This is a genomic window from Prosthecodimorpha hirschii (genome assembly GCF_001305515.1).
Taxonomy (GTDB): Bacteria; Pseudomonadota; Alphaproteobacteria; order Rhizobiales; family Ancalomicrobiaceae; genus Prosthecodimorpha; species Prosthecodimorpha hirschii.
Genome location: NZ_LJYW01000001.1, coordinates 4,850,361 through 4,875,751, shown reverse-complemented (window position 1 = coordinate 4,875,751; position 25,391 = coordinate 4,850,361). Strand labels below are relative to the sequence as shown.

Here is a 25,391-nt window from a genome sequence, read left to right as displayed (position 1 = left end):
CTCACCATTTCTGAAAGATGAAGAAGGCGCCAAGTGCGATCAGCGCAAAGCCGATCGCATGATTCCAGCCGAGGCTTTCACCAAGATAGAAATAAGAGAAGACGGCGAAGACCACCAGGGTGACCACCTCCTGGATCGTCTTCAGCTCTGCGGCCGAATAGAAGGCATGGCCGTAGCGGTTGGCCGGAACCGCGATGCAATATTCGAAGAAGGCGATCGCCCAGCTCGCCAACACCACGACCCAGAGCGACTTCTGCGGGAATTTCAGGTGCCCGTACCAGGCGAAGGTCATGAAGACATTCGACGCGGCAAGCAGGACGATCGGCGCGATCGGGGTCGAAAGAAGGCTTTGCATGGCGGTCCGGAGGTTCGGGCGGACGCCCCTCGCGTCCGACCCGCACCGGACATACAAGCAGCCGCGACGCCGGCCAAGCCCGATCCGGGACTGCCGCCCCTGCATGCCGGGCAGTTCTCGCGCGAAAAGGGCCCGGCCTGTGGCCGAGCCCCGTCCGTCAACCGATCGGCGTCACGGATCGGCCCGGCCGATCCCAGAATCCCGCCTGCTCATATCAACGGCCCAGGATGCTGACGCATCGGGCCGTTGAAGTAACGCGAATTTCTAATTTGCGTCAGAGGCATGAGAAATTCACGTATCGAATACCGACGATCATTCCATGACCGTCGGTATCACTTCGCCAGCGCACCGGCAATCTTGCCGGAGACGTAGCCGAGCAGGTTGCCGATGATCATCGAGGCGCCGATGGTCAGGAACGGATTGGTCCCGAGACCGCCGCCGAGCAGCGTGCCGAGCTTGTCGGCGAGCAGCGCGAAGGCGGCCGTCGAGGCATAGCCGTAGACCGCGGCCGGGATGGCACCGAACAGCGGCACATGCGCACCGAGGATCATCACCGCGACGCTGACGCCGACCCAGACGCCGGCGGTCACCGGCAGGGCGCCGAGCGAAATCTGCGTGACCAGGACCAGGCCGACGGTCGCGCACAGCGCGCCCCAGAGATTGGCGAAGATCGAATTGCGCAGGGCCGCTTCGTTGCCGCCGCAGTGGAAGAAGCTCGCCCAGGCGATGAAGGTGGCCCAGATCGCCAGGCCGTAGGGCGCCAGCGGCCCCAGATAGACATAGGTGGCGAGGCCGCCCATGGCGCCGATCACGATGGCCAATGCCGTAACGAGATGCATGATTCCCTCCCAGTTCTTTCTTCAGTTCCGGGAAGACGTTGCCGTTCCGCCGAACACAAATGTTCACGACGGCGCCCTGCGCGTCTTGACGACCGCGCATCCCCTCTACGTCCCCCAGCGCCCGGCACTATGCACAAGAGCGTCAATGCTGTCATGGAGGCGCCGCATGGGGGCTTTTTCGGCCGAGGCGGATCCGTAAGATCGAATCCTGATCTGTCTTGCACACAAGGTTGCACGGATTCAGGCACTTGCCGCGACGCAACAGGGTACCGCGCCGGATCGTCGGACCGCCGCGACGGCCCGGGCTTGCGACGTTACGACACTGCCCGATCGGCTCCCGAACCGTCCCCGGGCCACCCCTGGGCCACCCAGAGCCACCACTGAACCACCCCTGGGCCGCGCCGGGAGCCTCCCGCGCGCCCTAGCAGGCTTGATCCGACGCAAGGCGGAGCGGTCCGAACCCGGCCATGATGCCTGCACCAGTGGGATTTGTGGCATGATGGTCGCGCCCGAAGGCCTCCGGATCGCGTGGAGGACTGCCGGTTCGGCCTTTCGCCCACCGATCTCCACCGACCGGTAGGGACGGGATCCAGGACTGCAGGGAGAGGGCCGATGGTCGGGAGAGAGCGGATGGACATTGCGGTGGGCAAGGTCACCGAGCTGATCGAATATCTGCGCATGTTCGACGGCAAGGAAGGCGCCGGCGGTTACGACGGCGGCCAGGACGGCTACGAGGACGGCGCGCTGCATGTCCTGGAGACGCTGGCGGACGACGGCACCGAGGAACAGATCCGCGGCGTCATCGACGGGCTCAACATCGACGAGCAGGCCGATCTGGTCGCGCTGGTCTGGGTCGGCCGCGGCGACTTCGAGCCGCAGGAATGGCCGGTCGCCGTCCGCCGTGCCGGCGAACGGGCGGTCCGCTCGACGGCCCGCTACCTGCTCGGCATCCCCAATGTCGGCGACCTGCTCGAAGAGGGCCTGTCGATCATGGGCTACGAGACCGAGTGACGGTCCGGCGGTCGTCACGACCGGAGCCCGCGGGCTCCGGCCGGGATGCAGGGTCGAATGTGGGTTCAGGGGATTCCTGTCCGGACCGGGCCGGTCGGCCCTTCGCGGGGCCTTGGTCGCTCCGGTCCGAAGCGGGTCGGATCAGCCGCGGGTCATGATCGCCATGTCGCGGACCGGACCGGTCAGCCCGTCGATCTTGACCGGGCTCGCCATGGTGCCGGCGGCGAGGTCGAGCTTGTGCAGGCTCGTGCCGACCAGCACCCAGGCGGCGTTGCCGCCCTGCCCGTCCGAGACGATATCGAAGGCCGCGACCGTGCCGGCGACGGTGCCGATCGTGTTCAGGATGCCGTCGTTCGGCGGCGCCTGGCGGACCAGCGCACCGGTCGCCGCGTCGAGATCGTAGAGGGTCGTTTCCTTGGCGCCCTTCATCGAATTGGTATAGGCGACCGCGCCGACCTTCGGCATCTTGCCCTTGTTGGCGTCCTGGTCGGCATAGCGCAGCTTGCCGTCGACCGCGACCTTGCCGTCGTCGACATTGGCGCGCAGGCTGGTACCGTCCTCGCCGATGATGCGCATCCGGTCGGCGACCGGGTTGAAGTCGACCGCTCCCTTCACGCCGGCCGGCAGCGACGTCTCCAGCTTGACCTTGACGGTCGCCTTGCCGGTCATGGCGTCGATGGTGGCGACCGTGCCGTCGGCGCCGAGCGCGTAGAGCATGCCGTCGGACGGGCGGATGTCGATGCCGACGATCGGGCCGGCAAGGCCGGTGACGCGGACCGGCTTGGCCGCCCGCTTCTCGGCGGTGTCGATGACGGCGATCATGTCCGGGCCGACCAGGGCGGCGATGGTCTCCGCCTGGGCGACGGTCGGAAGCAACAGAAGGGTCAGGGCGGCGGCGCTGCGCAGGATCATGGCGTGTCTCCGGTCAATTCATGGATGCGAGCCGGTTCCGACCCGCGCCATGGATACCCGCCGGATGCCGCCCGGGATGCGGCCATCATCTTTATTTGACCGGGCCCGCATCCAATCGCCGACGCCGTGGGTAGACCTGTCGTCCGGTTCTGTTGGAATGCGAGTTCAAGGCCAAGAGACCGGTTCTGTTGGAATACGAGTTCGGGGCCAAGAGACCGGTTCTGTTGGAATGCGGGACCCGGGCCGACGAACCGGTTCTGTCGGAATGCGAGACAGGAACGAACGAGACGCGACTGTCGGACTGCGCGGCCGGATCGCTTGGACGCGGGCGCGCAGCCGCAACGGCAGGGAGGAACAGGATTGGACGCTGGAACCGATCACGACGCGGAGGGCGTCGAGACAGAGGTGCTGCTGGCCGGATGCGCCGCAGGCGACCGATCCGCCCTGGCGCGGATCTACGCGGCCGAGGCCGGCCGCATGCTCGGCGTGGCGGAGCGCATCCTGAAGCGCAGGGCCTTGGCCGAGGAGGCGGTGCAGGACGCCTTCGTGCAGATCTGGCGCCGTGCCGACAGCTTCGACCCCCGCCTCGGCCGCGGCCGGAGCTGGATCTATGCGATCCTGCGCAACCGGGCGCTCAACATCCTGCGTTCCGAGGCGCGCACCGACCTGGTCGAGGAGCCCGACGATCTCGAACGGCCGTCGGAGGGCGACGACCCTGAGACCATGGTGCTGAAGCTCTCGGAGGCCAGTGCGCTGCGCCGCTGCCTGGAACGTCTCGATACCCGACGCCGTGCCGCCCTGGTGCTCGCCTATACCGAAGGGCTGAGCCATGGCGAACTGGCCGGCCGGCTCGGCATGCCGCTCGGCACCGTCAAATCCTGGATACGGCGCAGCCTGTCGACCCTGAAAGAGTGCCTCGGATGACCGAACCCGCCCGCGATCCCGCCCACCGCACGGTCCTGGCGGCCGAATGGGTGCTCGGCCTGGCCGAGGCCGAGGACGCCGCCCTGGCCGAGCGCCTTGCCGCGGACGACGCCCTGTTCGCCGCCGAGGTCGCCCATTGGCGCGACCGGCTGGCCGAACTCGATGCCACCGCGCCCGAGCGCCCGATGCCCGACCGCCTGTGGCCGGCGATCGAAGCCGGCATCGCGGCGGCCGAACGCAGCGCGCCCGGCGCGACCGCCGCCGCACGGATCGAAGCCGGCCCGGTCGCCGAAGATATCGCAGCCTCGGCAGACGCCGGCGGCACCGTGCTGCCCTTCCGCCGCCCCGGCGGCGCCGGACCGGACGCCGGAGCCGGAGACCGCACCGGCCTTTGGGCGAACCTGAAGGTCTGGCGCGGCCTCGCCGTCGCGGCCTCGCTGGTCGCCGCCGTCGCCCTGTCGATCGCCATGCGGGCGGCCCCGCGGCCGGAGGTGGTCGCCGTGCTGCTGATCGAGCCCGGCAAGCCGGGCGCGGTCGTCGAGGCCTTCGCGGACGGCCGCGTGCGCCTCGTGCCGCTGACCGACCTGCCGGTTCCGGCCGGCCGTGCGCTGCAGGTCTGGACGCTGCAGGACAAGGCGCAGGGACCGGTGCCGGTCGGCCTGACCGCACGCGCGCGCACCCTGCCGCTCGATCTCGGCACCCTGCCCGGTCCGCGGCCGGACCAGCTGTTCGAGATCACGCTGGAGCCCGAGACCGGGTCGCCGACCGGCCGGCCGACCGGGCCGGTGCTGATGAAGGGCCTGACCAGCCGAACCTTGTGAGGGGCGCAACCGGGGGCGCCGCGCACCGGCGGGCGGCCGCAGCCGAGGCCGTTCCTTTGCCGGGGGCGACCCGTTGCCGAGGGCGCCCCGCATGGCGACCCGCCGCCGGGCCTCCCCCGGCGGCGCGGCTTGATCTAGGCTGCGGCGATCCCGAGCAGGAGTCGCCATGCCGCTTCGCCTTTTGCCCTTGCGTCGCTTCGCAACGATCCTCGCGGGCCTCGTTGCCGGGTTGCTGACCGCCGCAACGGCCGGCCGCGCCGCCGAGGACCCGGCCCTGCCCGAGATCCGCAAGGCCTGGGCGGCCTGCGAGGCCGTGCTGACCAAGGCCGGGCCTGAGGGCTGGGTCGGCTGGCGTCGGGATTTCGGCAACGGCTATGGCGATGCCTTCGCATTCTGGGACCGGCGCGACGACAAGGCCGCCTCGGTTCTGCGCATCACGCTCGACATCGACGGCATCGCCCGCCAGGTCGAGACCTCCTGCTTCCGGCCCGACGGCAGCCTGGCCTTCCTGTTCACGACCCTGACGGCACCGCTGGCGGACGCCCCGGGCGGGCCGGAAACCGGCCGGATCGCGCGCCGCGAGGGGCGCATCTATCTCGATCCCAAGGGCGCGATCGTGCAGGTGCTCGGCCGCATCGTCGACGCCGCCGGCAAGCCGCTCGGCCGCCTCGACGACCCGAAGCTGGCGCTGGTGCGCGACTGCCGACCCGTGATGCTGCACAGGTCCGCCGATCAGGCCGCCGCGCATGCGGCTTCGGTGCTCGGCGACATCGAGGGCAAGCGGCCGGCCTTCGAACCGGAAAGCCTCGACTGGTGCGCCCGCGCCCGTGCGCCATGACGCCGTGACGGCGGGCGGAAGGGCCACGGCGCGACGCGGCCGGACGGCGTGGGTCCGGTCGCCGCGACGTAACCGTCCGGACATGAAATTTCAGGATGAACGCTTTCTGCAAGCGCCTCTCAGAGCCGGTTCAGCGGCCACGCAATAGTCTCGAAACATCGGCGGACGAGATGAAACGCACGGGCCGCCACCCTCCAGACCCGCGAGACCGACCATGCTGACCGCCCGTTTCGTTGCCTTTGGTGCTGCCGCCGTCGTCGCCGTCCTGTCCGCCTTCGCCGCCACCGGCCCCGCCGCGGCCGCCGGCGCCTACGGCCCCGACACCTGCCGCCAGGGCTATGTCTGGCGCGAGGCCTTCCCGGGCGACCATGTCTGCGTCACCCCCGCCCAGCGCGCCCGCGCCAAGGCCGACAACTACCAGGGCCAGTATCGCGTCAATCCGTCGGGCGGCGCCTATGGCCGCGACACCTGCCGCAACGGCTATGTCTGGCGCGAAGCCTATCCGGGCGACCATGTCTGCGTGACCCCGGCCCAGCGCGCCCGCGCCCGCCACGACAATTCCCGCGCCACCGGCCGCTACGAGAACAGCTACTGAGCCGTGACGGTCACGGCGGTCCGGAGGCGGCCGGCGCGAAAGCGGCCGGCCCGCCTTCCCGCGCCGCCGACCCCGCGCGCGGATCGCGGCCGGCGGGACGCCCGGCCGCGGCCCCGACGCCGTAGCCGAAGCCGAAGCCGAAGCCGACAACGGCGAAGCCGACTCGAGTTCTGCCGAGGAGACCCTCCCATGAGCCTTCGGGCCCTTTTCCCCCGCCTTCCGGACTACCGCTTCGCCGACAGCGACGGGCGTCTGGCCTTCGTCCCGCTCGCCGCGTTCTCGGTCTTCGGACCGGTCAAGGCCTATGCGGCCGACGAGGCCCTGCGCGACGCGGTCGAGGAACGCCAGCGCACGGTGCGCCTGATGGCCAGCCTGGCGATCGGCCTCGTCATGCCGGTCGTGGTCGTCGGCTTCGACCACCGGCTTTCGATCCCGGCCCTGGCCACGGCGGTGGCGATCTCGATGTTCGCCTTCACGATCGCGACCCTGGTCCGCCTCCGGCTGGATTGGCGCGACGCGGCCGGACGGCCGACCGTGCCGACGCCCGCGCTGCGCTGGCCCCTTTCCCCCTCCGAACTCCTGTTCCGGCCCAAGGCCAGCCGGCGCATGCTGATCGTCGCCGCGCTGTTCTGGGGCGCCCTGCTGGCGCTGTTCCTGATCCCGGGCTTCGGCGAGCAGGCCTCGATGACCCCGGATGCGCGCATCGCCCTGGCCTGCCTGCTGGCCGCCTTCCTGGCCCTCAGCCTGATCCATCTGGTCGCCACGCTGCGCCGCCATCCGGCCAGCATGGGCTGACGCCGGGGCGCGCCTGCGGCGCCCGCATCCCGGCTCCGCGCCCGGCATGGCTCGCCGCGGCGGCGGAAAGCCGGTACAGGATCACGGCATGGTGCCGTTCGGCCTCGGCGATCGTCGGAGCGGCGGCATCATCAACGAAACGGCCTGCGAACGATCGCCCGGGAAACGATCGCCCGGGATCGGAACGCGCGCCGGGCGCGGCATCCGGGCCGCCCCATGGGAGACGCCGCAGGCCATGAATTCCGCAGCCCTTCTCGCCATCGCGGGTGTCGGCCTGCTCGCCGCCATGGATGTCGCCATCAAGTATCTCGGCGGCCAGATGCCGGTCGCGCAACTCGCCTTCCTGCGCTTCGCCGCCGGCTCGGTCGGGGCGCTCCTGCTGGCCGCCTGGCTGCGTCCGGGCTGGCCGGGACGCGAGACGGTCACGGCCAATGCCTGGCGGGCGATGCTGGTCGTGGTCACCGCGACGACCTTCTTCTACTCGCTGACCGCCCTGCCGCTGGCCGAGGCGATCGCCCTGTCCTTCATCGCACCGGCCCTGATCGCCCTGCTCGGCGTCGTGATCCTGCGCGAGCGCTTCTCCTGGCGCATCGGCGCCACCCTGGCGATCGGCTTCGCCGGCATGCTGGTGATCGTCGGCGGGCGGCTCGGCAGCGCCGGCTTCACCGCCGGCTGGGGCGTGCTGGCCGCAGTCGCCTCGGCCTTCACCTATGCGCTGTCGCTGGTCCTGCTGCGCTCGCGCGCCACGCGCGACCCGGCGGTGACCATCGTGGCGTTCCAGAATGTCGGCCCCGCGCTGATCCTGGCCGCCCCGGCCGCCTGGGTCTGGGTGCCGGTCTCCGCCGAGGGCTGGGCCCTGGCGGCGCTGATCGGCGCGATGGGGGTCGTCGGCCACATGCTGCTGGCGATGGCCTTCGCGCGCGCCCCGGCCGCCACCCTGGCGCCGATCGAATATACCGCCCTGGTCTGGGGCTCGGTCTGGGGCTTCCTGTTCTTCGCCGAGGTGCCGGGCGCGGCGACGCTGGCCGGCGCCGGCATGATCGTCGCAGGCACCCTCTGGGGCCAGTGGCGCCCCGGCCGGCCCCGCACGGCCGGCTGAAGCGGGCTCCCGACGGCCGTTTGCGCTCTCCCCTCCCGTGCTCCAGACTCTGTCGGACGGGTTCCCTCTCCCGCTCTCCCGACACCCGATGACGGGTTCCCCCTCCCGCTCTCCTGACACGGTCTGACGGGATCGGCGGTGCGCGCCCTTTTCCGGGCGGGGGACTCGGGCCATATTCGGCGCATGGTCCGTTCCCCGAAATCCGCCGCTCCCGCCGCAGCGCCCCGCCGCCGCGGCCCCCTCGCCGCTCCTCTGGACGCCTCCGCACCGCTCGATGCCGAGGCCGGCGCGACGGATTTCGCCCAGTCCGACGGTGCGGGCCCGACCGGCGACGGCTTCGGCGAGCAGCCGCAGGCCGGCTTCTCGGGCGTGCCGCTGAGCGGCCCGGTCGCCGGCTGGGCGCAGCAGATCACCGAGGAGGCCGCGCGCGAGCGTCCCGCCGCGCCGCCGGCCGCCAAGGCCGCGAGCCCCACCGCCGCGGCCGGGAAGACCGACAAGAAGCCGCGTTCCAAGGGCCGCCAGCGCGGGGCGGACGGCGACGCCTCGCCGGCCGAGCGCGCCCGCGCCGGCCTGATGCCGATGGCCGGGCTGGATCTGACGCTCGAGGAGGCGCAGGCGATGCCGCGCGCCAGCGCGACCGCCACCGTCGAGGCGCTGTCGGCGCTGATCTCGTCCGGCAATCCGCTGTTCAAGGACGGCAAGCTGTGGACGCCGCACCGGCCCGAGCGGCCGGAAAAGTCCGAAGGCGGCATCCCGCTCAAGATCGTGTCCGAATATGCCCCGGCCGGCGACCAGCCGACCGCGATCGCCGATCTGGTCGCCGGCGTCGAGCAGGACGAGCGCCTGCAGGTGCTGCTCGGCGTGACCGGTTCGGGCAAGACCTACACCATGGCGCAGGTCATCGAGCGCACCCAGCGCCCGGCCCTGATCCTGGCCCCGAACAAGACGCTGGCCGCCCAGCTCTATGGCGAGTTCAAGAGCTTCTTCCCAAACAATGCCGTCGAGTATTTCGTCTCCTATTACGACTACTACCAGCCCGAAGCCTATGTGCCGCGCACCGACACCTATATCGAGAAGGAATCCTCGATCAACGAACAGATCGACCGGATGCGCCACGCCGCGACCCGTTCGCTGCTCGAACGCGACGACGTGATCATCGTCGCCTCGGTCTCGTGCATCTACGGTATCGGCTCGGTCGAGACCTATACGGCGATGACCTTCGCGATCGAGGTCGGCGAGCGGCTCGACCAGCGCCAGCTGCTGGCCGACCTGGTCGCCCTGCAATACAAGCGCAACGAGGCCGCCTTCGTGCGCGGCACCTTCCGGGTGCGCGGCGACACGGTCGAGATCTTCCCGGCCCACTACGAGGATCGCGCCTGGCGCATCAGCCTGTTCGGCGACGAGGTCGAGTCCATCGTCGAGTTCGACCCGCTGACCGGGCAGAAGTCGCAGGCCCTGAAATTCGTCAAGGTCTACGCCAATTCGCATTATGTGACGCCGAAGCCGACGCTGCAGCAGGCGATCACCTCGATCAAGCAGGAGCTGAAGCACCGGCTGAACGAGCTCAACGCCGCCGGCCGGCTGCTGGAGGCGCAGCGCCTCGAGCAGCGCACCGTGTTCGATGTCGAGATGCTGGAGGCGACCGGTTCCTGCGCCGGCATCGAGAACTATTCGCGCTACCTGACCGGCCGCAAGCCGGGCGAGCCGCCGCCGACGCTGTTCGAATACCTGCCCGACAACGCGCTGGTCTTCGTCGACGAGAGCCACGTCACCGTGCCGCAGATCGGCGGCATGTATCGCGGCGACTTCCGGCGCAAGGCGACGCTGGCCGAGTACGGCTTCCGCCTGCCCTCCTGCATGGACAACCGGCCGCTGCGCTTCGAGGAATGGAACGCGATGCGGCCGCAGACCATCTGCGTCTCGGCGACCCCCGGCGGCTGGGAGATGGACGAGGCCGGCGGCGTCTTCGCCGAGCAGGTCATCCGCCCGACCGGCCTGATCGACCCGCCGATCGAGATCCGCCCGGCCAAGGCCCAGGTCGAGGACCTGCTCGGCGAGGTCAAGGCGGTCGCGGCGCGCGGCTACCGCAGCCTGGTCACCACCCTGACCAAGCGCATGGCCGAGGACCTGACCGAATATCTGCACGAGCACGGCGTGCGCGTGCGCTACATGCATTCCGATGTCGAGACGCTGGAGCGGATCGAGATCATCCGCGACCTGCGCCTCGGCGCCTTCGACGTGCTGATCGGCATCAACCTGCTGCGCGAGGGCCTGGACATCCCGGAATGCGCGCTGGTCGCCATCCTGGACGCCGACAAGGAGGGCTTCCTGCGCTCCGAGACCTCGCTGATCCAGACCATCGGCCGCGCGGCGCGCAATGTCGACGGCCGGGTGGTGCTCTATGCCGACCACATGACCGGCTCGATGGAGCGGGCCATCGCCGAGACCGACCGGCGGCGCGAGAAGCAGACCGCCTACAATGTCGAGCACGGTATCACGCCGGAGACGATCCGGCGCGAGATCTCCGACATCCTCGGCTCGGTCTACGAGCAGGACCACGTCACCGTCGATGCCGGCTTCGCCGAGGGCGGCCACCTGGTCGGCCACAATCTCCAGGCCCATATCGCCGACCTGGAGAAGCGCATGCGCGACGCCGCCGCCAACCTGGAATTCGAGACCGCCGCCCGCCTGCGCGACGAGATCAAGCGCCTGCGCGAGACCGACCTGATGGTCGCCGACGACCCGATCGCCCGCCAGGCCGCCGTCGACGACACCACCGGCGGCTTCACCGGCCCCCGCAAATACGGCGCCGCCGCCAACCTCCCCCCCAGCCGCGCCCGCAAGAACTCGCTCGACGAAATGACCGTCGGCCGCACGGAAATCCCGCTCGGAACGGGCGAGATGCCGAAGCGGCCGGCGCCGAGCACGGCAGCCGGGACGGTGGCGGCGAAGGGCAAGGGGCGGTGGAAGGGGAAGCGGTAGGGCGTTGCCGGAGCACAAGCGCACGACTACAAGTCGCCCACTCGCAGGACGCGGTTGCCAAGTTTCGGGCTCGGTCCGTCAAGGAGAGGGATTGAAGACCATGGAGGGGCGTTTCTCGACCGAAACCGGCGCGCGCCTCGTGTTCGAGACGCGGTCGATCACCTTCACCCATGCCGGCCATTCGGTCACGGTCGACATGCCCGGCTGGTACGGCACCTCGGACGAAGACGCCGTCTTCGGGCTGGAGGGTCAGGCCGCCTATCAGCGCGCCATGACCACGCTGAAGGCGCGCACGCCCGGACTATAGCAACCGGCCGAAGTCCGCCGCATCCGCAAGCGGCTCCATCTGACCCAACGCGAAGCCTCCCAACGCCTCGGCGGCGGCCCGGCCGCCTTCCAGAAATACGAGGCCGGCGACATCCTGGTCAGCCAGGCGATGAGCAACCTGCTGCGCCTGCTCGACCGGGATCCGACCTTGCTGGAGCATCTTGCAGCGACCCGCGCCGCCGCCGAGTGACGACCGATTCGCCATAAGCAGACCATTCAGTCAGCAGCTAATGAATGGACATATTTCACAATATCTGTACATAATTCTTCCACTGCCAACGGAGGCGCGCATGCAAAGCCATCCCCTTCATGAAGCCAGGGCGGCGCTTTCCAGACTGGTCGATCGGGCCTTGGCGGGCGAGCCGCAGCGGATCACCCGCCATGGCAAGGAAGCCGTCGTGATCGTGTCCGAGGCCGACTGGAACGCACGGCCGAAATCGGCGCCGACGCTGGCCGACCTCTTCGTCGGCACGATCGGGGCGGAGCCGGACGTTGCGGACGTCGTCGGGGCCGAACGACCCTGGAGCGAAACGCGGGCGCTCGGCGCCGACTTCGCCGACTGACGGCGATGTATCTGCTCGATACCAACATCGTCTCGCTGTTCGATCCTCGGCGTCGGGCGGAAGCCGGTCCGCTGCTCGATTGGCTGCGCCGGCATGACAGGCTGATCTTTCTCAGCGTCGTCACCCTGACGGAGATCGAGGCCGGATACCTGAAGCTGTTGTGGGACGGCAAGACGGCTCGCGCGGCGCAAATTGCTGCCCTGCGCGACGGGCTGCTGGCCGACTATAGCGATCGCCTGCTGCCGATCGATCGTTCGGTGGCCCTTACGGTCGCCCGGCTTGCCGAGGCGGCGCGGCCGATAACGCTGGAATTGGCCGATCTGCAGATCGCCGCAACGGCGGCGGTTCACGGCTATACGGTGCTCACCCGCAACCTGCGCCATTTCACTCCAACGGGCGTGCCTGCGCTCGATCCGCTCGTCGGCCTGCCGCTTTGAAGAGCGCCAGGCGCGATCACCCCTCACCCAAGGCCCCCATCATCACCGAAACCCCGGCTCCGGCGGCCCTTGCCTCCGCCTCTGCTCCGACAACCTCGACCTCCCCATACCCCTCCGCCCCCGGCCGGCGGTGGATATGCGTTGCCCGCGTCGCCGCGTCGATGACCCAGTATTCCGGCACGCCCTGATCCGCATAGACCGCGGCCTTGGGGCCGAGATCGAAGCCGAGGGTCGTATCGGCGATTTCGATCACCAGGAGGGCGTCCGGTCCGCGCAAGCGGTCGAGCGGGATCGTGGACGGGTAGAGCAACAGGTCGGGTTCGAGATAGAGCGTCTCGCCGAGGCGCCAGCCGGGTTCGGAGGCGATGCGCAGGCCGGGCGGGCGATGGTCGAAGAGATGTTCGAGCAGGGCGACGCGCAGCGCCTCGTGGCGCGCTCCCTTGGGCGACATCGGCAGGATCTCCCCGGCGACGATCTCCAGACGCTCGTCGGGACCGATCAGGCCGACCTCAACCATGCGCTCCACGTCCGCGACCGTGAAGGCGCGGCGCAGGCGTCCGTCCGCCGAAAGAACCGTCCGCATGTTCATGGAAGAGAGTTTAAGACATTTCCGGATCAGACGGAAACGGCCGGGCGTTCGGCACACGACCACGCGTTAGCGTCGGAACCGGCCGGCGGCCCTCTTGGCGGATCGAGCCGAGCCGGGCCGGCTCGGCGGCCCCTCACGCCTCCACGCGGCATTTGATCTCGCGGCCTTCGAGGGTCAGCGTCACGGTGACGATGCGGTTCTTGGCGAGGGGGAAGCGGCAGAGTTCGTAGGCGCGGTCGGCGCGGAAGAAGTCGAGCGTGACGGTGCCGGTGCGGCGGCGGACGATGGCCGAGGCGGTCGCGGTCGGGTTGGCGAGGCCGGGGACCTCCTCGCCGTCGAGCCGGTAGATGCCGGCGCCGGTCTGCGCATACTGGCGGCGCAGTTCGACGAAGCCGGTCTCCTCGGTGAGCTTGCAGCCGGCGAGGCCGAGCAGGGCGCAGCCGGCCGCGATCGCCCCCAGGACGCGACGGCCCGAGAGCTGGCGGCGGGCAGCGGGCGGCGGCAGGTCCGGCCGGCCATGGCGGGTCCATGGCGCCGGCACGGACGGGGGCGCGCGGCGGTCCTGGTCACGGCGGACGCGGTTCGGCACGGAGGGACCTCGGACGGGCAGGATCAGGATTGCGGCGGGGTGACGGTCTGGATGAAGTTCTTCAGGGCCGAGGAAGCGTTGCGGATGTCGTCGGCGAGGCGCTTGATCACCTGCAGCATCTGGTCGGCATTGTTGAGCGCCTGCAGCTCCTCGATATAGTCGCTGCGCGTCTGCACCGTGCGCAACAGCTTGGCGAATTCCTGCCGGGCATTGGTCAGGTCGTCGGCGGCGCGGCGCGCCTCGGTGCCGATGCGGGTCCATTCCTTGAGCAGGAAGGCGCGCTCCTCCGGCGTGAACTTGGTATCGGCCTCGATCTGGCGCTGCTTGGCGCGCGAGAATTCGATCACCTTCTGGCCGAGCGTCGCGACCGGGCCGTTGTCGGAGACCGAGCCGAGCGCGTCGGCGATCAGCGCCTGCAACTCCGCCAGTTCCTTGCGGGCGGCATCGGGCGCGGTGACCTTCTCGATATCCTTGGTCGACTGCTCGATCCGGCCGGTCAGGTCGCCGAGCGACTTCTTGACCTCGCCGAGCGTGCGGTTGAAGTCCTCGACCGGGCTCGCCAGCTGCGCCCCCGGCTTGGTCTCCTGGGCGGCCGCCTGCGCCTGCCCCACCCCCGACACCCCTATCGCGGAGAGGACCGCCGGGCCGGCCAGGGCGAAGCCGGTGGCAATGAGGGCCGTCGTCAGAAATGCCTGGGCGCGGGTCATGGCGATCGCTCCTTCCGGCTCGGCCGGGATGGTGGTCGGGCCGGGGCCGCGCTCTTCGCAGCCTACCCGCGACAGCCGCCCGCCAGCCCGATCGGGCGGCAGAGCGGTCGAAGGCGCAACCTGCGCGGCCGACGGGGCGAAATTCGGGCAGGATCGCAAGCCTCGACACGGTTCCGCGGCACCATTCACCATGCCGACGCTGCAACCCCGATCCGAGGCCCGGGCGGATTGGGGACCGGATCCGAACCGTGCTAGCGTTCGCCCATGTTGCCGTCCCTGCGCCGCATCGCCGTCATGGCCCTCATCGTCTGCGTCCTTCTGGCCGGCGCCGCCCTGGTGCTGCTCGGCCATGGCGACCGCAGCGCCGATCAGGCCCGCTGGCGCGAGGCCGCCGCCGCGGCCGCGCCGATCGTGGCGCTGGTCGAGAGCTATCGCCGCGAGCGCGGCGCCCTGCCGCGCTATGCCGGCGATCTGGCCGGACGGGTGCCGGACGGGCTGGTCGCCGAGGATATCGGCGCGCTGATCCGCTTCGACACCGGCACCCCGCCGGCCTGGCTCTACAGCCTCGATGCGGACGGAACCGGCTTCGAACTGTCGCGGAAGCTGGGAACCGATACGAAACTGGTCTATTCGGAAGAAGCCGGCCGGGGCCGCTGGACCTACGACCCCGGCGACGGCAACGATCCCGTGCCCGTCGAGATCCATCCATGATCCGCTCTGTCTCCGCCGGCCTGCTTGCGGCCTGCTTCCTTGCCGGTTCCGTCGCCTGCGGCCCCGGCGCCGCCCCGGCCCTGGCCGCACCGGCCTCGTTCGATTGCACCAAGGCCCATAACGCGACCGAGCGCGCCATCTGCGCCGATGCCGGGCTCTCGGCCCGGGATCTGGAGATCGCCGGCACCATTGCCGGCCTGCTGCGCCGGCTCGATCTGGTCACGGCAAAAATCCTGCGCGAAGACCAGGCCGCCTTCCTGGCCGACCGCAACGACCAGCAGGGCGACCGCGCCGGCCTGGCGACGTCGCTCGCCGCGCGCTCCGCCTTCCTGGCCTCGATCGACCCGGCGCCGCGCGCCGACTTCGCCGGCGACTGGGCCAATGCCCGCGGCCGTCTGGTGGTGCGCCGGGGCGATGCCGGCAGCTGGACGGTGGAGATCGACGCGCGCGATCCCGGCGGCCTGTGGACCTGCCGCTTCACCGGCACCGCCAAGGCGGGCCGGCCCGATCTGGCGGCGGAATCCCGGGAGACCGCCGTCGGCTGGACCGTCCGGGTCGTGCGCAAGGCCGGCGCGCTGCAGGTCTCCGTCGAGGTGCCGGACGGCGGCAAGCCGGGCGCGCCTTTCCCGGCCTGCACCGAGCGCGGCAGCGTCGCGGGCGGCTACCTGCCGGTCAAATAACGGCAGCCCGGCCGCGTCCGCGCCGCCGGGCGTCGCTCACGCCTGGATGAAGGGGTTGGAAACCCGTTCGTCGCCGATCCGGCTCATCCCGCCATGGCCGGGCAGGAAGACGAAGTGGTCGCCGAGCGGCAGCACCTTGTCGCGGATCGACCGGAGCAGCGTGGCGTGGTCGCCGAAGGGCAGATCGGTGCGCCCGATCGAGCCCTGGAACAGCACGTCGCCCATCAGAATGAAGCCGGCCTCGCGCTGGACGTAGATCACGCTGCCGGGGGAATGGCCCGGGCAATGCAGCACGTCGAAGCCGATCGCACCGACGGTGACCCGGTCGCCCTCCTCGAGCCATTGGTCGGGGCTGGCGGCCTCGTAGCCGCTGAGGCCCCATTTCGCGGCGGCGGTCGGGATGTTGGCCAGGATCGCCGCCTCGGCGCGGTGCGGTCCGACGATCGGGACCGGGCCGCCCTGGCGGGCCTCGAGCGCGGCCTTCAGGGCGGCGGCGCCGCCGGCATGGTCGAGATGGCCGTGGGTCAGCAGGATCTTCTCGATGCGGGCGTTCATCTGCTCGATGCCGGCCAGGATGCGCGGCACGTCGCCGCCCGGATCGACCACCGCGCCGATGCCGGTGGCCGTCTCGACGAGGATCGAGCAGTTCTGCTGGAAGTCGGTGACGGGAACGAGGGCGATGCGAAACGGCGGGTCTTGGTCTTCGGACATGTCGGGCTCCGGCTGTGCTCCCCTCTCTTAGGGCGCAAGCCCGGCAAGGGAAACCGCGCCGTCGATTCGATCGGCCTCACCGGCCGGACGGGCGGGTTGAACGGCTCCGAACCATCCCCACCTTCCACAGGCGGCCGCACCGGCCTCACCGCGCCGACGCGTCCACAAACGGCACTTTGGGGCGGTTTTCCGGCCGCACACGAAAATTTGATCCCGGAAGCGGGCGCCGGCAGCATCCATGGCTCATGCCGGAAATGTTGTTCTGATACGCCATCGGGATCGAAGGCCGCGGCGGCGTCGCCAACGCTTTTTTAACCAACATTCACGCCCTCGAATCGGAGCTCCGGAGTCCGGCCATGCGCGCCAGCACCATCGCGGTCGTCAGCCTCGTCTGCTGTCTTTCCGTGGCCTTCGGAGCCCCCATCGTGTTCGGTCGCGGCCAGACGCCGGCCGGCGCCGCCGAAACCGTTCCGGCGGCGGTCCCCGGCCCCATGCGCGCGCCGGCCACCGAGGCGGCCGCGGATCCGGCCACCATTGCCGCGCCGGGTCCGGCCTCGACCGGCACGCCGTCGCGCGACGCCGATGGCCAGCCGACGAAGGGCAATCGCGGCAAGGCCGCCGCGAAAGTCGCCGCCATCCCGGTCACCAGCCTGCAGGGCCGGTTTCACGACGGCGACCCGGGCCGCAAGGGCAGCGGCGCGGTCGATCTGGCCAAGACCGAGCGCGGCTTCCAACTGAAGCTGACCGGCTTCGCCACGTCGGCCGGACCGGCCCTGGAAATACTCCTGGTGCCGCATCCGGACCCCAAGAAATCCGCAGATGTGAATAAGACCAAGTCGGTCTCGCTTGGCACGCTCCGCAGCGTCAAGGGCGACCAGATCTATACCCTGCCGGAAGGGATCGATCCCGCACAGTTCAAGGCGGTCGTGATCTGGTCCAAGCAGCTTTCGGTTCTTTTCGCATCGGCACCGCTGAAACCACGCAGTTGAAGACCTGCGCCGGCCCGATACCGCGCAGCCACGGAAGCCCTTCGAATTGTCCGAGAGTTGACAGGCTCGAGTCTGCAGACTCGACAGAAAAACGGCACCCGGCCTTGCCCTTTTAACAGGTCTCGTTCATAAAGTTCATTGGTGGCGGTTCGGAACTTGGGCGAGACGGTCGGCGCGGCCGGTTCATTGCGAAAACGCGCAACATCTGTCCCGACGCGGGAACGTGACTGCCTGGAATCGACCTCGCGCGGCGTGAGGTTTTTTGTGTCTTCGGGGATGTCCCCGCGGGAAAGGGCTTGGAATGAGGGATCGTGGTTTCGGCGGTCGCGGTGGAGGCGGTGATCGCGGCGGCTTCGGCGGCGGGCGTGATCGGGGCGGCTTCGGCGGCCGCGACGAGGGTTTCGGTGGTGGCGACCGCGGCGGTTTCGGCGGCGGTGGCGGTGATCGTGGCGGTTTCGGTGGCCGTGGGCGGCGCGAGTTCGGCGATCAGGGCGGTTTTGGCGGCGGCGGTGGTGGTGACCGCGGCGGCTTCGGCGGTGGTGGCTTCGGCGGTGGCGACCGCGGCGGCTTCGGTGGCGGCGGCGGCCCTGGTGGCGGCGGTGGCTTCGGCGGCGGCGGCTTCCGTCCGCGTCGGCGCTTCGAGGGCGAGGAAGCCGGTGGTGGCGAGGGCGGTTTCCGTCCGCGTCCTCCGGTCGATCGCGGCCCGCGCCAGAACGGCACCGTGAAGTTCTTCAACGCCGAGAAGGGCTACGGCTTCATCACCCCCGATGAGGGCGGTGCGGACGTGTTCGTCCATGTGAGCGCCGTGGAGCGTTCCGGCCTGGGCGTGCTCGACAAGGGTCAGAAGATCTCGTTCGAGACCGAGCCGGACAAGCGCGGCAAGGGTCCGAAGGCCGTCAATCTGCAGGTGCTCGAAGGCGGCGCCGGCGGTGACGGCGACGACCAGCCGATGCTCGACGATTGATCGACCATCGGCCCGGGTCGTTCGACCTGGGATGAATTCGCCCGCGCCATGTCCGCATGGCGCGGGTTTTTAATTGGGCCCGATCCGGAATGGCACCGCCGCCGTTTCCGGGCACGGCCGAACCAACCGTTCGACCGCCCGGCCGCTCCGGACCCCGCACTGAAGCCCGCCCGATGCGGCCCGATCCGGCCGATCGGCCGATCCCCGCAGTGTCCGAAGCAGCACGATCCGATCCCTCCCGACCGGCGCGCCGGTGACGATGCAGCCTTCCCGATCCGAGCGCACATCGGTCTCCGGTCGCCCTCTGCCAGGGGCCCGCATCCGTCGGCAACCGGCCCGCGCCGGGATGGTGGCGGACTTTCCCACCGGGGCCGCCCCCGCCGATGAGGGCCGTGCCGGCGGGTCGTCCCCGGACCACCGCCGGCAAGGCCCGGGCGAACCGTGCGGATCGGCCCCGCCGCCGCCCGCCCCGGCCCCTTTGGCGCGGCGCGATCGCCCGGCCGACCTTGTGCCGATCCCCCATCCGTTCCCGCCTCAGCGACCGACCGACACCGATGAACTACCGCCACGTCTATCACGCCGGAAACTTCGCCGATGTGCTGAAGCACGCCGTGCTGGCCCGCATCATCGTGCACCTGCAGAAGAAGGAGACCGCCTTCCGTCTGCTCGATACCCATGCCGGCACCGGCCTCTACGATCTCTCGAGCGCCGAAGCGCAGAAGACCGGGGAATGGCGGAACGGCATCGGCCGCATCCTGAGAGCACCGCTCGACCCCGACAACGCCGCCCTGCTCGTGCCCTGGCTGGCAGCGGTCGCCGCCGCCAACGGCATCGATCAGGTCGTCCCCGGTGCCCCCTTCGAGCCCGCCCGTCTGACGGTCTATCCGGGCTCGCCGATGATCGCCCGGCATATGCTGCGCAAGGTCGACCGGCTGACTGTGACCGAACTGCACCCCGCCGATTTCACCCGCCTCTCGACGCTCTTCGCCGGCGACGTACAGGTCAAGACGATCGAGCTGGACGGCTGGCTGGCGCTGAAGAGCTTCCTGCCGCCCAAGGAACGGCGTGGCGCGATCCTGGTCGATCCGCCCTTCGAGCAGCCGGACGAGTTCCGGCGTCTGGCCGACGGCTTGGTCGACGGCCTGCGGCGCTTCGCCGGGGGCGTCTTCGCGCTCTGGTATCCGATCAAGGACGAGGCCGAGACCGACGCCTTCCATCGGGCATTGATCGAAACCGGCATCCGCAAGATCCTGCGGGTCGAATTGCGCACCGCGCAGGTCGAACCGGGCCGCCCGCTGACCGGCAGCGGGCTGATCCTGGTCAATCCGCCCTGGACGCTGGAGGCGGAACTCGGCCGTCTGGTGCCCGCGCTCGCCGAATGGCTGGCCACTGGGCGCGGCGCCGGCGGGCGGGTCGACTGGCTCGTGGCCGAGTAGCCGCACCGCCCGAGAACCGTAACCGGCGGGGCGCTGCGCGCTTGATTTGCCCGGCCCCCTCCCGCAGTCTCGGGCGACGCTGCAAAGCCTGAGGATTCCGTCATGTCGCGCCTATCCCGCCTCGTTTCGTCCAGGCCCCTCCGCGCCGCCACCCTGGCGATCGCCGCCGTTGCGGCGACGTCCCTGTCGGCTCCGTCGGCCCGGGCCGGGCTTCTCGACGCGATGGTGGGGCCCAGCGACGTACCGGCCTGCGGCGATACGGGCGTCGTGGAGACGATCCGCGAAAAGTTCGTCCATATGGACGCCAACGTGCTGCACCGCGGCCTCGCCATCCAGCAGGTCGACCGCATCCGGCAGAGCCATTTCGGCAATCTCAATTCCGGCCCGGTGCTGCGGCGCTACTGCTATGCCCACGCCTATCTCAACGACGGCCCGCGGCCGAAGACGCTCTACTATCTGATCGAGCAGAATTACGGCTTCCTCGGCCTGTCCTGGAACGTCGAATTCTGCGTGCAGGGCTACGACCGCTGGCGGGTCCAGGACGGCAACTGCCGCGCCGTCCGGCATTGGTGGTGAGCCATGACGCGGTGGCTTGAGCGGATCGGCCGCGCGGCCGGAAGGGCGGCCGGGCGGGCGGTCTTTCTGGCGGCCTGCGCGGTCGCCTGGGGGATGGGGCCGGCCCGGGCCGGCGACGAGCCCGGCCGGTTCGATTTCTGGGTGCTGTCGCTGTCCTGGTCGCCGAGCTATTGCGAAGCGCAGGGCGACCAGCGCCGCGACCAGCAATGCGCCCGCCCCTTCGCCTTCGTCGTGCATGGGCTGTGGCCCCAATATGACCGCGGCTACCCGCGCAATTGCCCGGACAGCGCCGGACGCCTGCCCGACCGGCTGATCCGCGACCAGCTCGACATCTTCCCGGCCTTCGGCCTCGTCATCCACGAATGGCGCTCGCACGGCACCTGTTCGGGCCTGACGCCGGCCGACTATTTCAAGGCCACCCGCAAGGCCTTCGACAAGATCATCGTGCCGGCCGATTACCAGGCCCCGCGCGAACCTCGCATGGTCGACGTGAAGGCGGTGGAGGAGGCCTTCCTGGCCGCCAACAAGGACCTCGACCGCAACGAGATCGCCATCTCCTGCGACGATCGACGCCTGCGCGAAGTGCAGATCTGCTTCAGCAAGGACCTGAGCCAGTTCCGCGCCTGCCCGGAGGTCGACCGCAAGGCCTGCCGCCGGGACCGCGTCTACATGCCGGCCATCCGCGCCCGATGAGCGCAGCCGCCGCCGGCCTCCGACCGCCCCGCAGAGCGGCGGCGGCGACGATCGCGATCGCGTCGGTGCTGGCCCTGACGGCCTTTGCCGCGGCCCCCGCCGGAGCCGCCGAGGAGACCGTGCAGGGCTGGACCTTGAGCTGCGAGGCCGGCACCTGCCGGGCCAGCCTGCCGTCGCTGTCCGGCCTTCAGGCCCTCACCTTCGGACGCTTCGCCGGCGAAGACCGCATCGCCCTCGGATTCGCGTCGCAGACCGCGATCCCGGACCGCGAGCGGCCGATTACCCTGCGCCTCGACAACCGGCCCCTCGGCACGCTGGCGCCGGAGCGCGGCTATGCCGGCTTCGAGCGCCCGGAGGCCTTCTGGCTGCTGGACGGCAAGACGATCGACGCCATCCTTCAGGGAGGCGGTCCGGGGCGGCGGCTGCGCATCGAATATCTGGACGTGACCGGCGCCCCCCACGATGCCGATTTCCGCCTCGACGGGCTCGCCGCCCTGATCGACCGGACCGATACGCTGCTGGACCGCAAGGCGCGGCGCGAGGGCGCCGCACCGGGCCGCGCGCTGCCGCCGCCGCCCCCGATCGGCAAGGCCGCGCTGATCATGCGCCAGGGACTGCCGGCACGGATCCTGGAGCGCCACAGGGCGGCAAGCGACTGCGAGGATCCGCAATCCCCGCTGCTGAAACCGCTCGCCCCGGTGATCGGCCCGCTCTCGCGCACGGCGATGCTCTACGGCATCCCCTGCGCGGCCTCGGGCGGCCAGGTCTCCTACAAGCTCTGGGTGCTCGAATCCGGCGAGATCGGCGGCATGACCCCGCTCTTCTTCGCCCTCTACGACCCGGTCTTCGGCTGGCGCGGCACGGACCTGCTGCCGAACATCGCCTTCGAGCCCGGCGAGGCGCGGCTGACCGCCCGTTCGGCGACGCGCTCGGATACCGGCTGCGGCGGGCGCGGCGTCTGGCGCTGGAAGGACTACGGTTTCGCCATGGAGGAATACCGCTATGCGCCCGATTGCGGGCGCAGCCGGAACCCGGCCGACTGGCCGAAAGTGTTCCCGCCGCGCTGAGCCGCCCGCCGGGTCACCCGCGCCGGGTCAGCGTGCCGATCCGGGCGAGGCCGAAGACATCGCGGGCCACGAAGGCGCGCGACGCCTCTGCGACGGCGACATTGATCGTCTGATGGAATTCCCGAAGGCCGCCCGACAAGGGCTCGGGCACGCAGCGCGCGGGCAGCGGGGCTCCGGCGGCATAGACGGCGAGAACGAGGGCGGGCAGCTTGACCATGATCCCGGTCCCGGCACTGGGCCTGACGGAGGCAGGCTAGCCCCGGCGCATTGCCGATTGGTTGCCGACGATCGCTCGATTTGAAGCGGATTTTCCGACAAACCGAGGTGCCGCCATGCGCCGGACGGGACTTGCCAGGAGACCGGCGACGGGTGACATCTTTCGCCCCGCCTGCGGCCATCCGTAGACGCCGGCCGGCCCCTTCGGCGGGGCTCCGCGTCCCGGGGCGCGCCGCCGGTTGCCCGCGCGTCGCCCGGCGCTCGATCCCGCTCCTTCACGCCCACAGGAAAGTCCCGATGCTCGTCCTGCGCTCCTCGATGCCCTCCCCGTTCGGCCGCAAGGTGAAGGTCGCCGCGGCCCTGCTCGGCCTCTCCGACCGGATCACGATCGAGATCGCCGACACCAACGATCCCTCCGATTCGCTGCGCCGGCAGAATCCGCTCGGCAAGATCCCGTGCCTCGTCCTGGAGGACGGGACCGCGCTCTACGACAGCCGCGTGATCCTCGAATATCTCGACATGCTGGCCGGCGGCGGCCGGATCATCCCGGTCGAGACGACCGCCCGCTTCGCCGCGCTGCGCCTGCAGGCGCTCGCCGACGGGCTGATGGATGCCGCCCTGCTGCAGGTCTACGAGGTCCGATTCCGCAGCGAGAGCGAGCGCAGCCCGGCCTGGCTCGCCTACCAGGCCGCCAAGGTCGAACGCGTGCTGGCCGTTCTGGAGGAGGCGCCGCCCGCGGCCGACGGCGTCCTGACGGTCGGCGAGATCGCCGTCGCCTGTGCGCTCGGCTATCTGGACCTGCGCTTCGAGGGCCGCTGGCGCGCCGCGCATCCGAAGCTGGTCGCCTATCTGGACGCCTTCGCGGCGCGCAATCCGGCCTTCGAGGCGACCCGCGTCAAGCCCTGATCCCGGCCTGCCGGCTGTCGGCCCGGCTCTAGCCGGCATTGGTCCAGTGACTGGGCTCGGGCCGCCGAAACGGAAACGGACGGAGCGTCGCCGCCCCGTCCGTTTCGCGGCATCGGGTTGGACCCGGGCCGCCGCAAGATCGAAGCCGCCGGCGGTCCGATCGGGGACCGGCCGGCGGATCGCGATCGGTGATCAGAACTTGTAGGCCGCGCCGAGCCGCAGGATGTTGCTCGACTGGTCGCTTTCGACCTTCTGCTTGCCGAGATTGTGCGAACCGTCGGGCGTGCCGAGATACATGTATTCGAGCTTGGCGCTGACCCGGTCGGTGATCTTGCCTTCGACGCCGGCGCCGAGCGCCATGCCGACCTCGGTCGACGAGGACGACGAGCCGTTGCCGCGCACGCCGTTGTCGACGAAGGCGATGCCGCCGGTCGCATAGGGCATGATCCGGTCGAAGGCCACGCCGACGCGGCCGCGCACCGTGCCGTTCCAGTCCGAGCCGGCGCGATAGGCCTTGCCGCCGTTGACGGACGTGCCGTTCTCGCCGGAATAGTTGATGTCGGCTTCGGCACCGACCACGAAGTTGGCGCCGACATTGGCATTGACGCCGCCGTAGAGGCCGACATTGCCGCCGCTGGTATCGGCCGAGCGCGTGGAGACGCCCTTGACCTTGTTGCGGGCGGAACCCCAGGCCATGCCGCCCTGGGCACCCAGATAGGCGCCATTCCAGTTCGACGGGGACGACGGCAGGTAGGCACTGCCGCCATAGGGCTGGACCGGCGGAGGCGCCGAACCGCCATAGATGTCGGCCGCTTCGGCCGCGGTCGCGGACAGGACGGCAACAGCCGCCATCAGAGCGACGAACGAGACGCGAGACATGACAACGTTCCTTGACTGCTCTCCTCCCGGGAAGCCGGGAAGCACCATCGAGGTATGGACTCGTTCAGGTTAATGGTCGGTGAAACGGCCGCCCCCTCGTGGTCCTTGCCGGGACGACGGCGGCCTTGAATTCGCGCCGGTTTCGTGGAACGAACCTCGGTGTCGGCCGGGGACGGCCCGGTTCGCGGCGCCCATGCCGCGCGCTGCGGCCTCATTCTGTCGGTGGCTCGAGCGGGGCGGATGCCTGCCATCCGTCTCGCGCAAGCGGACAGCCAATCTCATGATTGCGTGGTCGGACGCCGGCATTTGCGGGACGCGACTGTCGGAGTTCGGTCACTAGCCAGGGTCACGGATTTGACGATCGATCGCTCCAGGGCCCCGGCCTTGCCCGGCCGCCGGACCCTCCTCGCCGCCCTGGCCGCCGCCGCCGTCCTGCCCGCCCTCGGCCGCAGGGCCGGCGCCCAGTCGGAAGGGCTGGCGGAGCGCACCGTCGACTATCCGGTCGCGGGCGGGCGCTGCGCGGGCCTGCTCGTGCACCAGGCCGCCCTTGCGAAGATGCCGGCGATCGTCGTCGTCCCGGAGACCAGCGGCGCGGTCAGCTGCACGCGCCTCGCCCGGCGGCTGGCGCGCCAGGGCTACATGGTCTTCGTTCCGAGCTTCGTGACCCTCTATGGGTCGCCGGACGACAAGGCCGCGCGCACCAAGCTGAACAACCTGACGCCGGCCAACGTCACGGCCTTGATTCGCTCGGCGATCGACTTCCTGGCCGCCCAGCCGCAGAGCTCCGGCACCGTCGCGCTCGTCGCGCTCGGCTGGGGCGCCGCCGGCTGCGCCGCGATCGCCGCCGACCCGGGCCCCGTGAAGGCCCTGGTGCTGTTCTACATGGCGCCGCCGACGGGCGAGCAGATTCCGGCCATCAAGGTTCCGCTGCAATTGCACTATGCCGCGCTCGACGAACGCACCATGGCGCTGGTCGAGCCGGCCGAACGCAAGCTGATGGGGCACTCGAAGGTGTTCGAACAGTATGTCTATGAGGGCCAGACCGCCTCGTTTATGAACGAGCAGACCGACCGCAAGGTCGACGACGCCGTCGTCGCCCTCGCCTTCGATCGGATGGAGTTCTTCCTCGCCCGCTACGTCAAGCCGCGCTGACCGCGCGGCGGCCCGAACCCCCGAGTCC

The 25,391-nt window shown here is 70.2% G+C and carries 32 protein-coding genes; 22 read left to right on the top strand and 10 right to left on the bottom strand.

The genetic code is table 11. The features are described from left to right. Position 1 precedes the first annotated feature (1 nt). Positions 2-355 carry a DMT family protein gene (locus ABB55_RS21540; RefSeq protein WP_054360648.1) on the bottom strand — a complete coding sequence of 118 codons (354 nt, stop codon included), beginning with the start codon at positions 353-355 and terminating at the stop codon, positions 2-4. 332 nt (positions 356-687) lie between these two features. Beyond that, complete coding sequence (locus ABB55_RS21535; RefSeq protein ID WP_054360647.1) at positions 688-1,194, bottom strand: DUF1097 domain-containing protein; 507 nt, start codon at positions 1,192-1,194, stop codon at positions 688-690. A 630-nt stretch (positions 1,195-1,824) separates the two neighbouring features. Between ABB55_RS21535 and ABB55_RS21530 the strand changes: the two genes are divergently transcribed. Next, the gene (locus ABB55_RS21530) at positions 1,825-2,205 is read left to right on the top strand and encodes a DUF3775 domain-containing protein (protein ID WP_054360646.1); all 381 of its coding nucleotides are present in this window, start codon (positions 1,825-1,827) and stop codon (positions 2,203-2,205) included. Between the two features lie 141 nt (positions 2,206-2,346). Here ABB55_RS21530 and ABB55_RS21525 read toward each other — a convergent pair whose 3' ends face one another. Further along, complete coding sequence (locus tag ABB55_RS21525) at positions 2,347-3,117, bottom strand: DUF4394 domain-containing protein (RefSeq protein WP_054360645.1); 771 nt, start codon at positions 3,115-3,117, stop codon at positions 2,347-2,349. Between the two features lie 360 nt (positions 3,118-3,477). On the opposite strand from ABB55_RS21525, the gene ABB55_RS21520 reads away from it, so the two are divergent. From ABB55_RS21520 to ABB55_RS21475, 11 genes are all read left to right on the top strand, one after another. Next, entirely contained in the window at positions 3,478-4,041 is a 564-nt protein-coding gene (locus ABB55_RS21520) for a sigma-70 family RNA polymerase sigma factor (protein WP_054360644.1), read from the top strand. Then, complete coding sequence (locus tag ABB55_RS21515; RefSeq protein ID WP_054360643.1) at positions 4,038-4,862, top strand: anti-sigma factor; 825 nt, start codon at positions 4,038-4,040, stop codon at positions 4,860-4,862. Before ABB55_RS21520 ends, ABB55_RS21515 begins: the two co-directional genes overlap by 4 nt. 166 nt (positions 4,863-5,028) lie before the next feature. Beyond that, positions 5,029-5,700 carry a hypothetical protein gene (locus ABB55_RS21510; RefSeq protein WP_152982131.1) on the top strand — a complete coding sequence of 224 codons (672 nt, stop codon included), beginning with the start codon at positions 5,029-5,031 and terminating at the stop codon, positions 5,698-5,700. Between the two features lie 214 nt (positions 5,701-5,914). Beyond that, a complete protein-coding gene (locus ABB55_RS21505; RefSeq protein WP_054360641.1) occupies positions 5,915-6,295 on the top strand; it encodes a hypothetical protein in 381 nt (126 codons plus the stop codon). Between the two features lie 189 nt (positions 6,296-6,484). Then, positions 6,485-7,090 (top strand): hypothetical protein, encoded by a 606-nt coding sequence (locus tag ABB55_RS21500; protein WP_054360640.1) that lies wholly within the window; start codon positions 6,485-6,487, stop codon positions 7,088-7,090. 235 nt (positions 7,091-7,325) lie between these two features. Continuing rightward, on the top strand, positions 7,326-8,189 hold the full coding sequence (locus tag ABB55_RS21495) for a DMT family transporter (RefSeq protein ID WP_054362222.1): 864 nt from the start codon (positions 7,326-7,328) through the stop codon (positions 8,187-8,189). A gap of 369 nt (positions 8,190-8,558) precedes the next feature. Continuing rightward, entirely contained in the window at positions 8,559-11,171 is a 2,613-nt protein-coding gene (gene uvrB, locus ABB55_RS21490; RefSeq protein WP_420848251.1) for an excinuclease ABC subunit UvrB, read from the top strand. 91 nt (positions 11,172-11,262) lie between these two features. Continuing rightward, a complete protein-coding gene (locus ABB55_RS30670) occupies positions 11,263-11,478 on the top strand; it encodes a hypothetical protein (protein ID WP_200912053.1) in 216 nt (71 codons plus the stop codon). Positions 11,479-11,499: 21 nt separating this feature from the next. Further along, complete coding sequence (locus tag ABB55_RS31315) at positions 11,500-11,688, top strand: type II TA system antitoxin MqsA family protein (RefSeq protein WP_200912129.1); 189 nt, start codon at positions 11,500-11,502, stop codon at positions 11,686-11,688. Between the two features lie 100 nt (positions 11,689-11,788). After that, positions 11,789-12,061, top strand: coding sequence for a type II toxin-antitoxin system Phd/YefM family antitoxin (locus tag ABB55_RS21480; protein ID WP_083463825.1), 273 nt, complete (start codon positions 11,789-11,791; stop codon positions 12,059-12,061). A gap of 5 nt (positions 12,062-12,066) precedes the next feature. Further along, complete coding sequence (locus ABB55_RS21475; protein ID WP_054360638.1) at positions 12,067-12,498, top strand: PIN domain-containing protein; 432 nt, start codon at positions 12,067-12,069, stop codon at positions 12,496-12,498. A 16-nt stretch (positions 12,499-12,514) separates the two neighbouring features. Here ABB55_RS21475 and ABB55_RS21470 read toward each other — a convergent pair whose 3' ends face one another. From ABB55_RS21470 to ABB55_RS21460, 3 genes are all read right to left on the bottom strand, one after another. Then, positions 12,515-13,087 (bottom strand): Uma2 family endonuclease, encoded by a 573-nt coding sequence (locus ABB55_RS21470; RefSeq protein WP_054360637.1) that lies wholly within the window; start codon positions 13,085-13,087, stop codon positions 12,515-12,517. A 133-nt stretch (positions 13,088-13,220) separates the two neighbouring features. Next, positions 13,221-13,676, bottom strand: coding sequence for a hypothetical protein (locus ABB55_RS21465; RefSeq protein ID WP_054360636.1), 456 nt, complete (start codon positions 13,674-13,676; stop codon positions 13,221-13,223). A gap of 23 nt (positions 13,677-13,699) precedes the next feature. Next, on the bottom strand, positions 13,700-14,383 hold the full coding sequence (locus ABB55_RS21460; RefSeq protein WP_054360635.1) for a hypothetical protein: 684 nt from the start codon (positions 14,381-14,383) through the stop codon (positions 13,700-13,702). Positions 14,384-14,647: 264 nt separating this feature from the next. Here ABB55_RS21460 and ABB55_RS21455 point away from each other — a divergent pair, with 264 nt between their 5' ends. Together ABB55_RS21455 and ABB55_RS21450 are read left to right on the top strand one after the other, a co-directional pair. After that, positions 14,648-15,094, top strand: coding sequence for a hypothetical protein (locus ABB55_RS21455; protein ID WP_054360634.1), 447 nt, complete (start codon positions 14,648-14,650; stop codon positions 15,092-15,094). Further along, positions 15,091-15,774 carry a lysozyme inhibitor LprI family protein gene (locus tag ABB55_RS21450; protein ID WP_054360633.1) on the top strand — a complete coding sequence of 228 codons (684 nt, stop codon included), beginning with the start codon at positions 15,091-15,093 and terminating at the stop codon, positions 15,772-15,774. The genes ABB55_RS21455 and ABB55_RS21450 overlap by 4 nt, the downstream gene beginning before the upstream one ends. 36 nt (positions 15,775-15,810) lie before the next feature. Here ABB55_RS21450 and ABB55_RS21445 read toward each other — a convergent pair whose 3' ends face one another. Beyond that, entirely contained in the window at positions 15,811-16,485 is a 675-nt protein-coding gene (locus tag ABB55_RS21445; protein WP_054360632.1) for an MBL fold metallo-hydrolase, read from the bottom strand. Between the two features lie 356 nt (positions 16,486-16,841). On the opposite strand from ABB55_RS21445, the gene ABB55_RS21440 reads away from it, so the two are divergent. Then, on the top strand, positions 16,842-17,474 hold the full coding sequence (locus tag ABB55_RS21440; protein ID WP_054360631.1) for a DM13 domain-containing protein: 633 nt from the start codon (positions 16,842-16,844) through the stop codon (positions 17,472-17,474). A 112-nt stretch (positions 17,475-17,586) separates the two neighbouring features. On the opposite strand, the gene ABB55_RS30975 is transcribed toward ABB55_RS21440, so the two are convergent. Next, positions 17,587-18,270, bottom strand: a complete 684-nt coding sequence (locus ABB55_RS30975; protein WP_244472092.1) for a hypothetical protein — start codon at positions 18,268-18,270, stop codon at positions 17,587-17,589. Here ABB55_RS30975 and ABB55_RS30970 point away from each other — a divergent pair. The 5 genes from ABB55_RS30970 (at position 18,196) to ABB55_RS21410 (ending at position 22,210) form a co-directional block, all read left to right on the top strand. Continuing rightward, positions 18,196-18,438 carry a cold-shock protein gene (locus ABB55_RS30970; protein ID WP_054360629.1) on the top strand — a complete coding sequence of 81 codons (243 nt, stop codon included), beginning with the start codon at positions 18,196-18,198 and terminating at the stop codon, positions 18,436-18,438. The genes ABB55_RS30975 and ABB55_RS30970 overlap by 75 nt on opposite strands. Positions 18,439-18,992: 554 nt before the next feature. Beyond that, complete coding sequence (locus ABB55_RS21425; RefSeq protein ID WP_054360628.1) at positions 18,993-19,874, top strand: 23S rRNA (adenine(2030)-N(6))-methyltransferase RlmJ; 882 nt, start codon at positions 18,993-18,995, stop codon at positions 19,872-19,874. 102 nt (positions 19,875-19,976) lie between these two features. Then, positions 19,977-20,450: a hypothetical protein gene (locus ABB55_RS21420; RefSeq protein ID WP_054360627.1), complete on the top strand. Its 474-nt coding sequence runs from the start codon at positions 19,977-19,979 to the stop codon at positions 20,448-20,450. Positions 20,451-20,453: 3 nt separating this feature from the next. Then, positions 20,454-21,143, top strand: coding sequence for a ribonuclease T2 family protein (locus tag ABB55_RS21415; RefSeq protein WP_054360626.1), 690 nt, complete (start codon positions 20,454-20,456; stop codon positions 21,141-21,143). Between the two features lie 65 nt (positions 21,144-21,208). After that, a complete protein-coding gene (locus ABB55_RS21410) occupies positions 21,209-22,210 on the top strand; it encodes a DUF1176 domain-containing protein (RefSeq protein WP_160321286.1) in 1,002 nt (333 codons plus the stop codon). 13 nt (positions 22,211-22,223) lie between these two features. Here ABB55_RS21410 and ABB55_RS21405 read toward each other — a convergent pair whose 3' ends face one another. Further along, entirely contained in the window at positions 22,224-22,427 is a 204-nt protein-coding gene (locus tag ABB55_RS21405; protein ID WP_054360624.1) for a hypothetical protein, read from the bottom strand. Positions 22,428-22,723: 296 nt separating this feature from the next. Between ABB55_RS21405 and ABB55_RS21400 the strand changes: the two genes are divergently transcribed. Next, positions 22,724-23,332, top strand: coding sequence for a glutathione S-transferase family protein (locus ABB55_RS21400; RefSeq protein ID WP_054360623.1), 609 nt, complete (start codon positions 22,724-22,726; stop codon positions 23,330-23,332). 192 nt (positions 23,333-23,524) lie between these two features. Here the strand turns inward: ABB55_RS21400 and ABB55_RS21395 are convergent, their stop codons facing one another. Beyond that, positions 23,525-24,211: an outer membrane protein gene (locus ABB55_RS21395; RefSeq protein WP_054360622.1), complete on the bottom strand. Its 687-nt coding sequence runs from the start codon at positions 24,209-24,211 to the stop codon at positions 23,525-23,527. Positions 24,212-24,595: 384 nt separating this feature from the next. Here ABB55_RS21395 and ABB55_RS21390 point away from each other — a divergent pair, with 384 nt between their 5' ends. Beyond that, positions 24,596-25,363, top strand: a complete 768-nt coding sequence (locus ABB55_RS21390; protein ID WP_054360621.1) for a dienelactone hydrolase family protein — start codon at positions 24,596-24,598, stop codon at positions 25,361-25,363. The last annotated feature ends 28 nt before the right edge of the window (positions 25,364-25,391 follow it).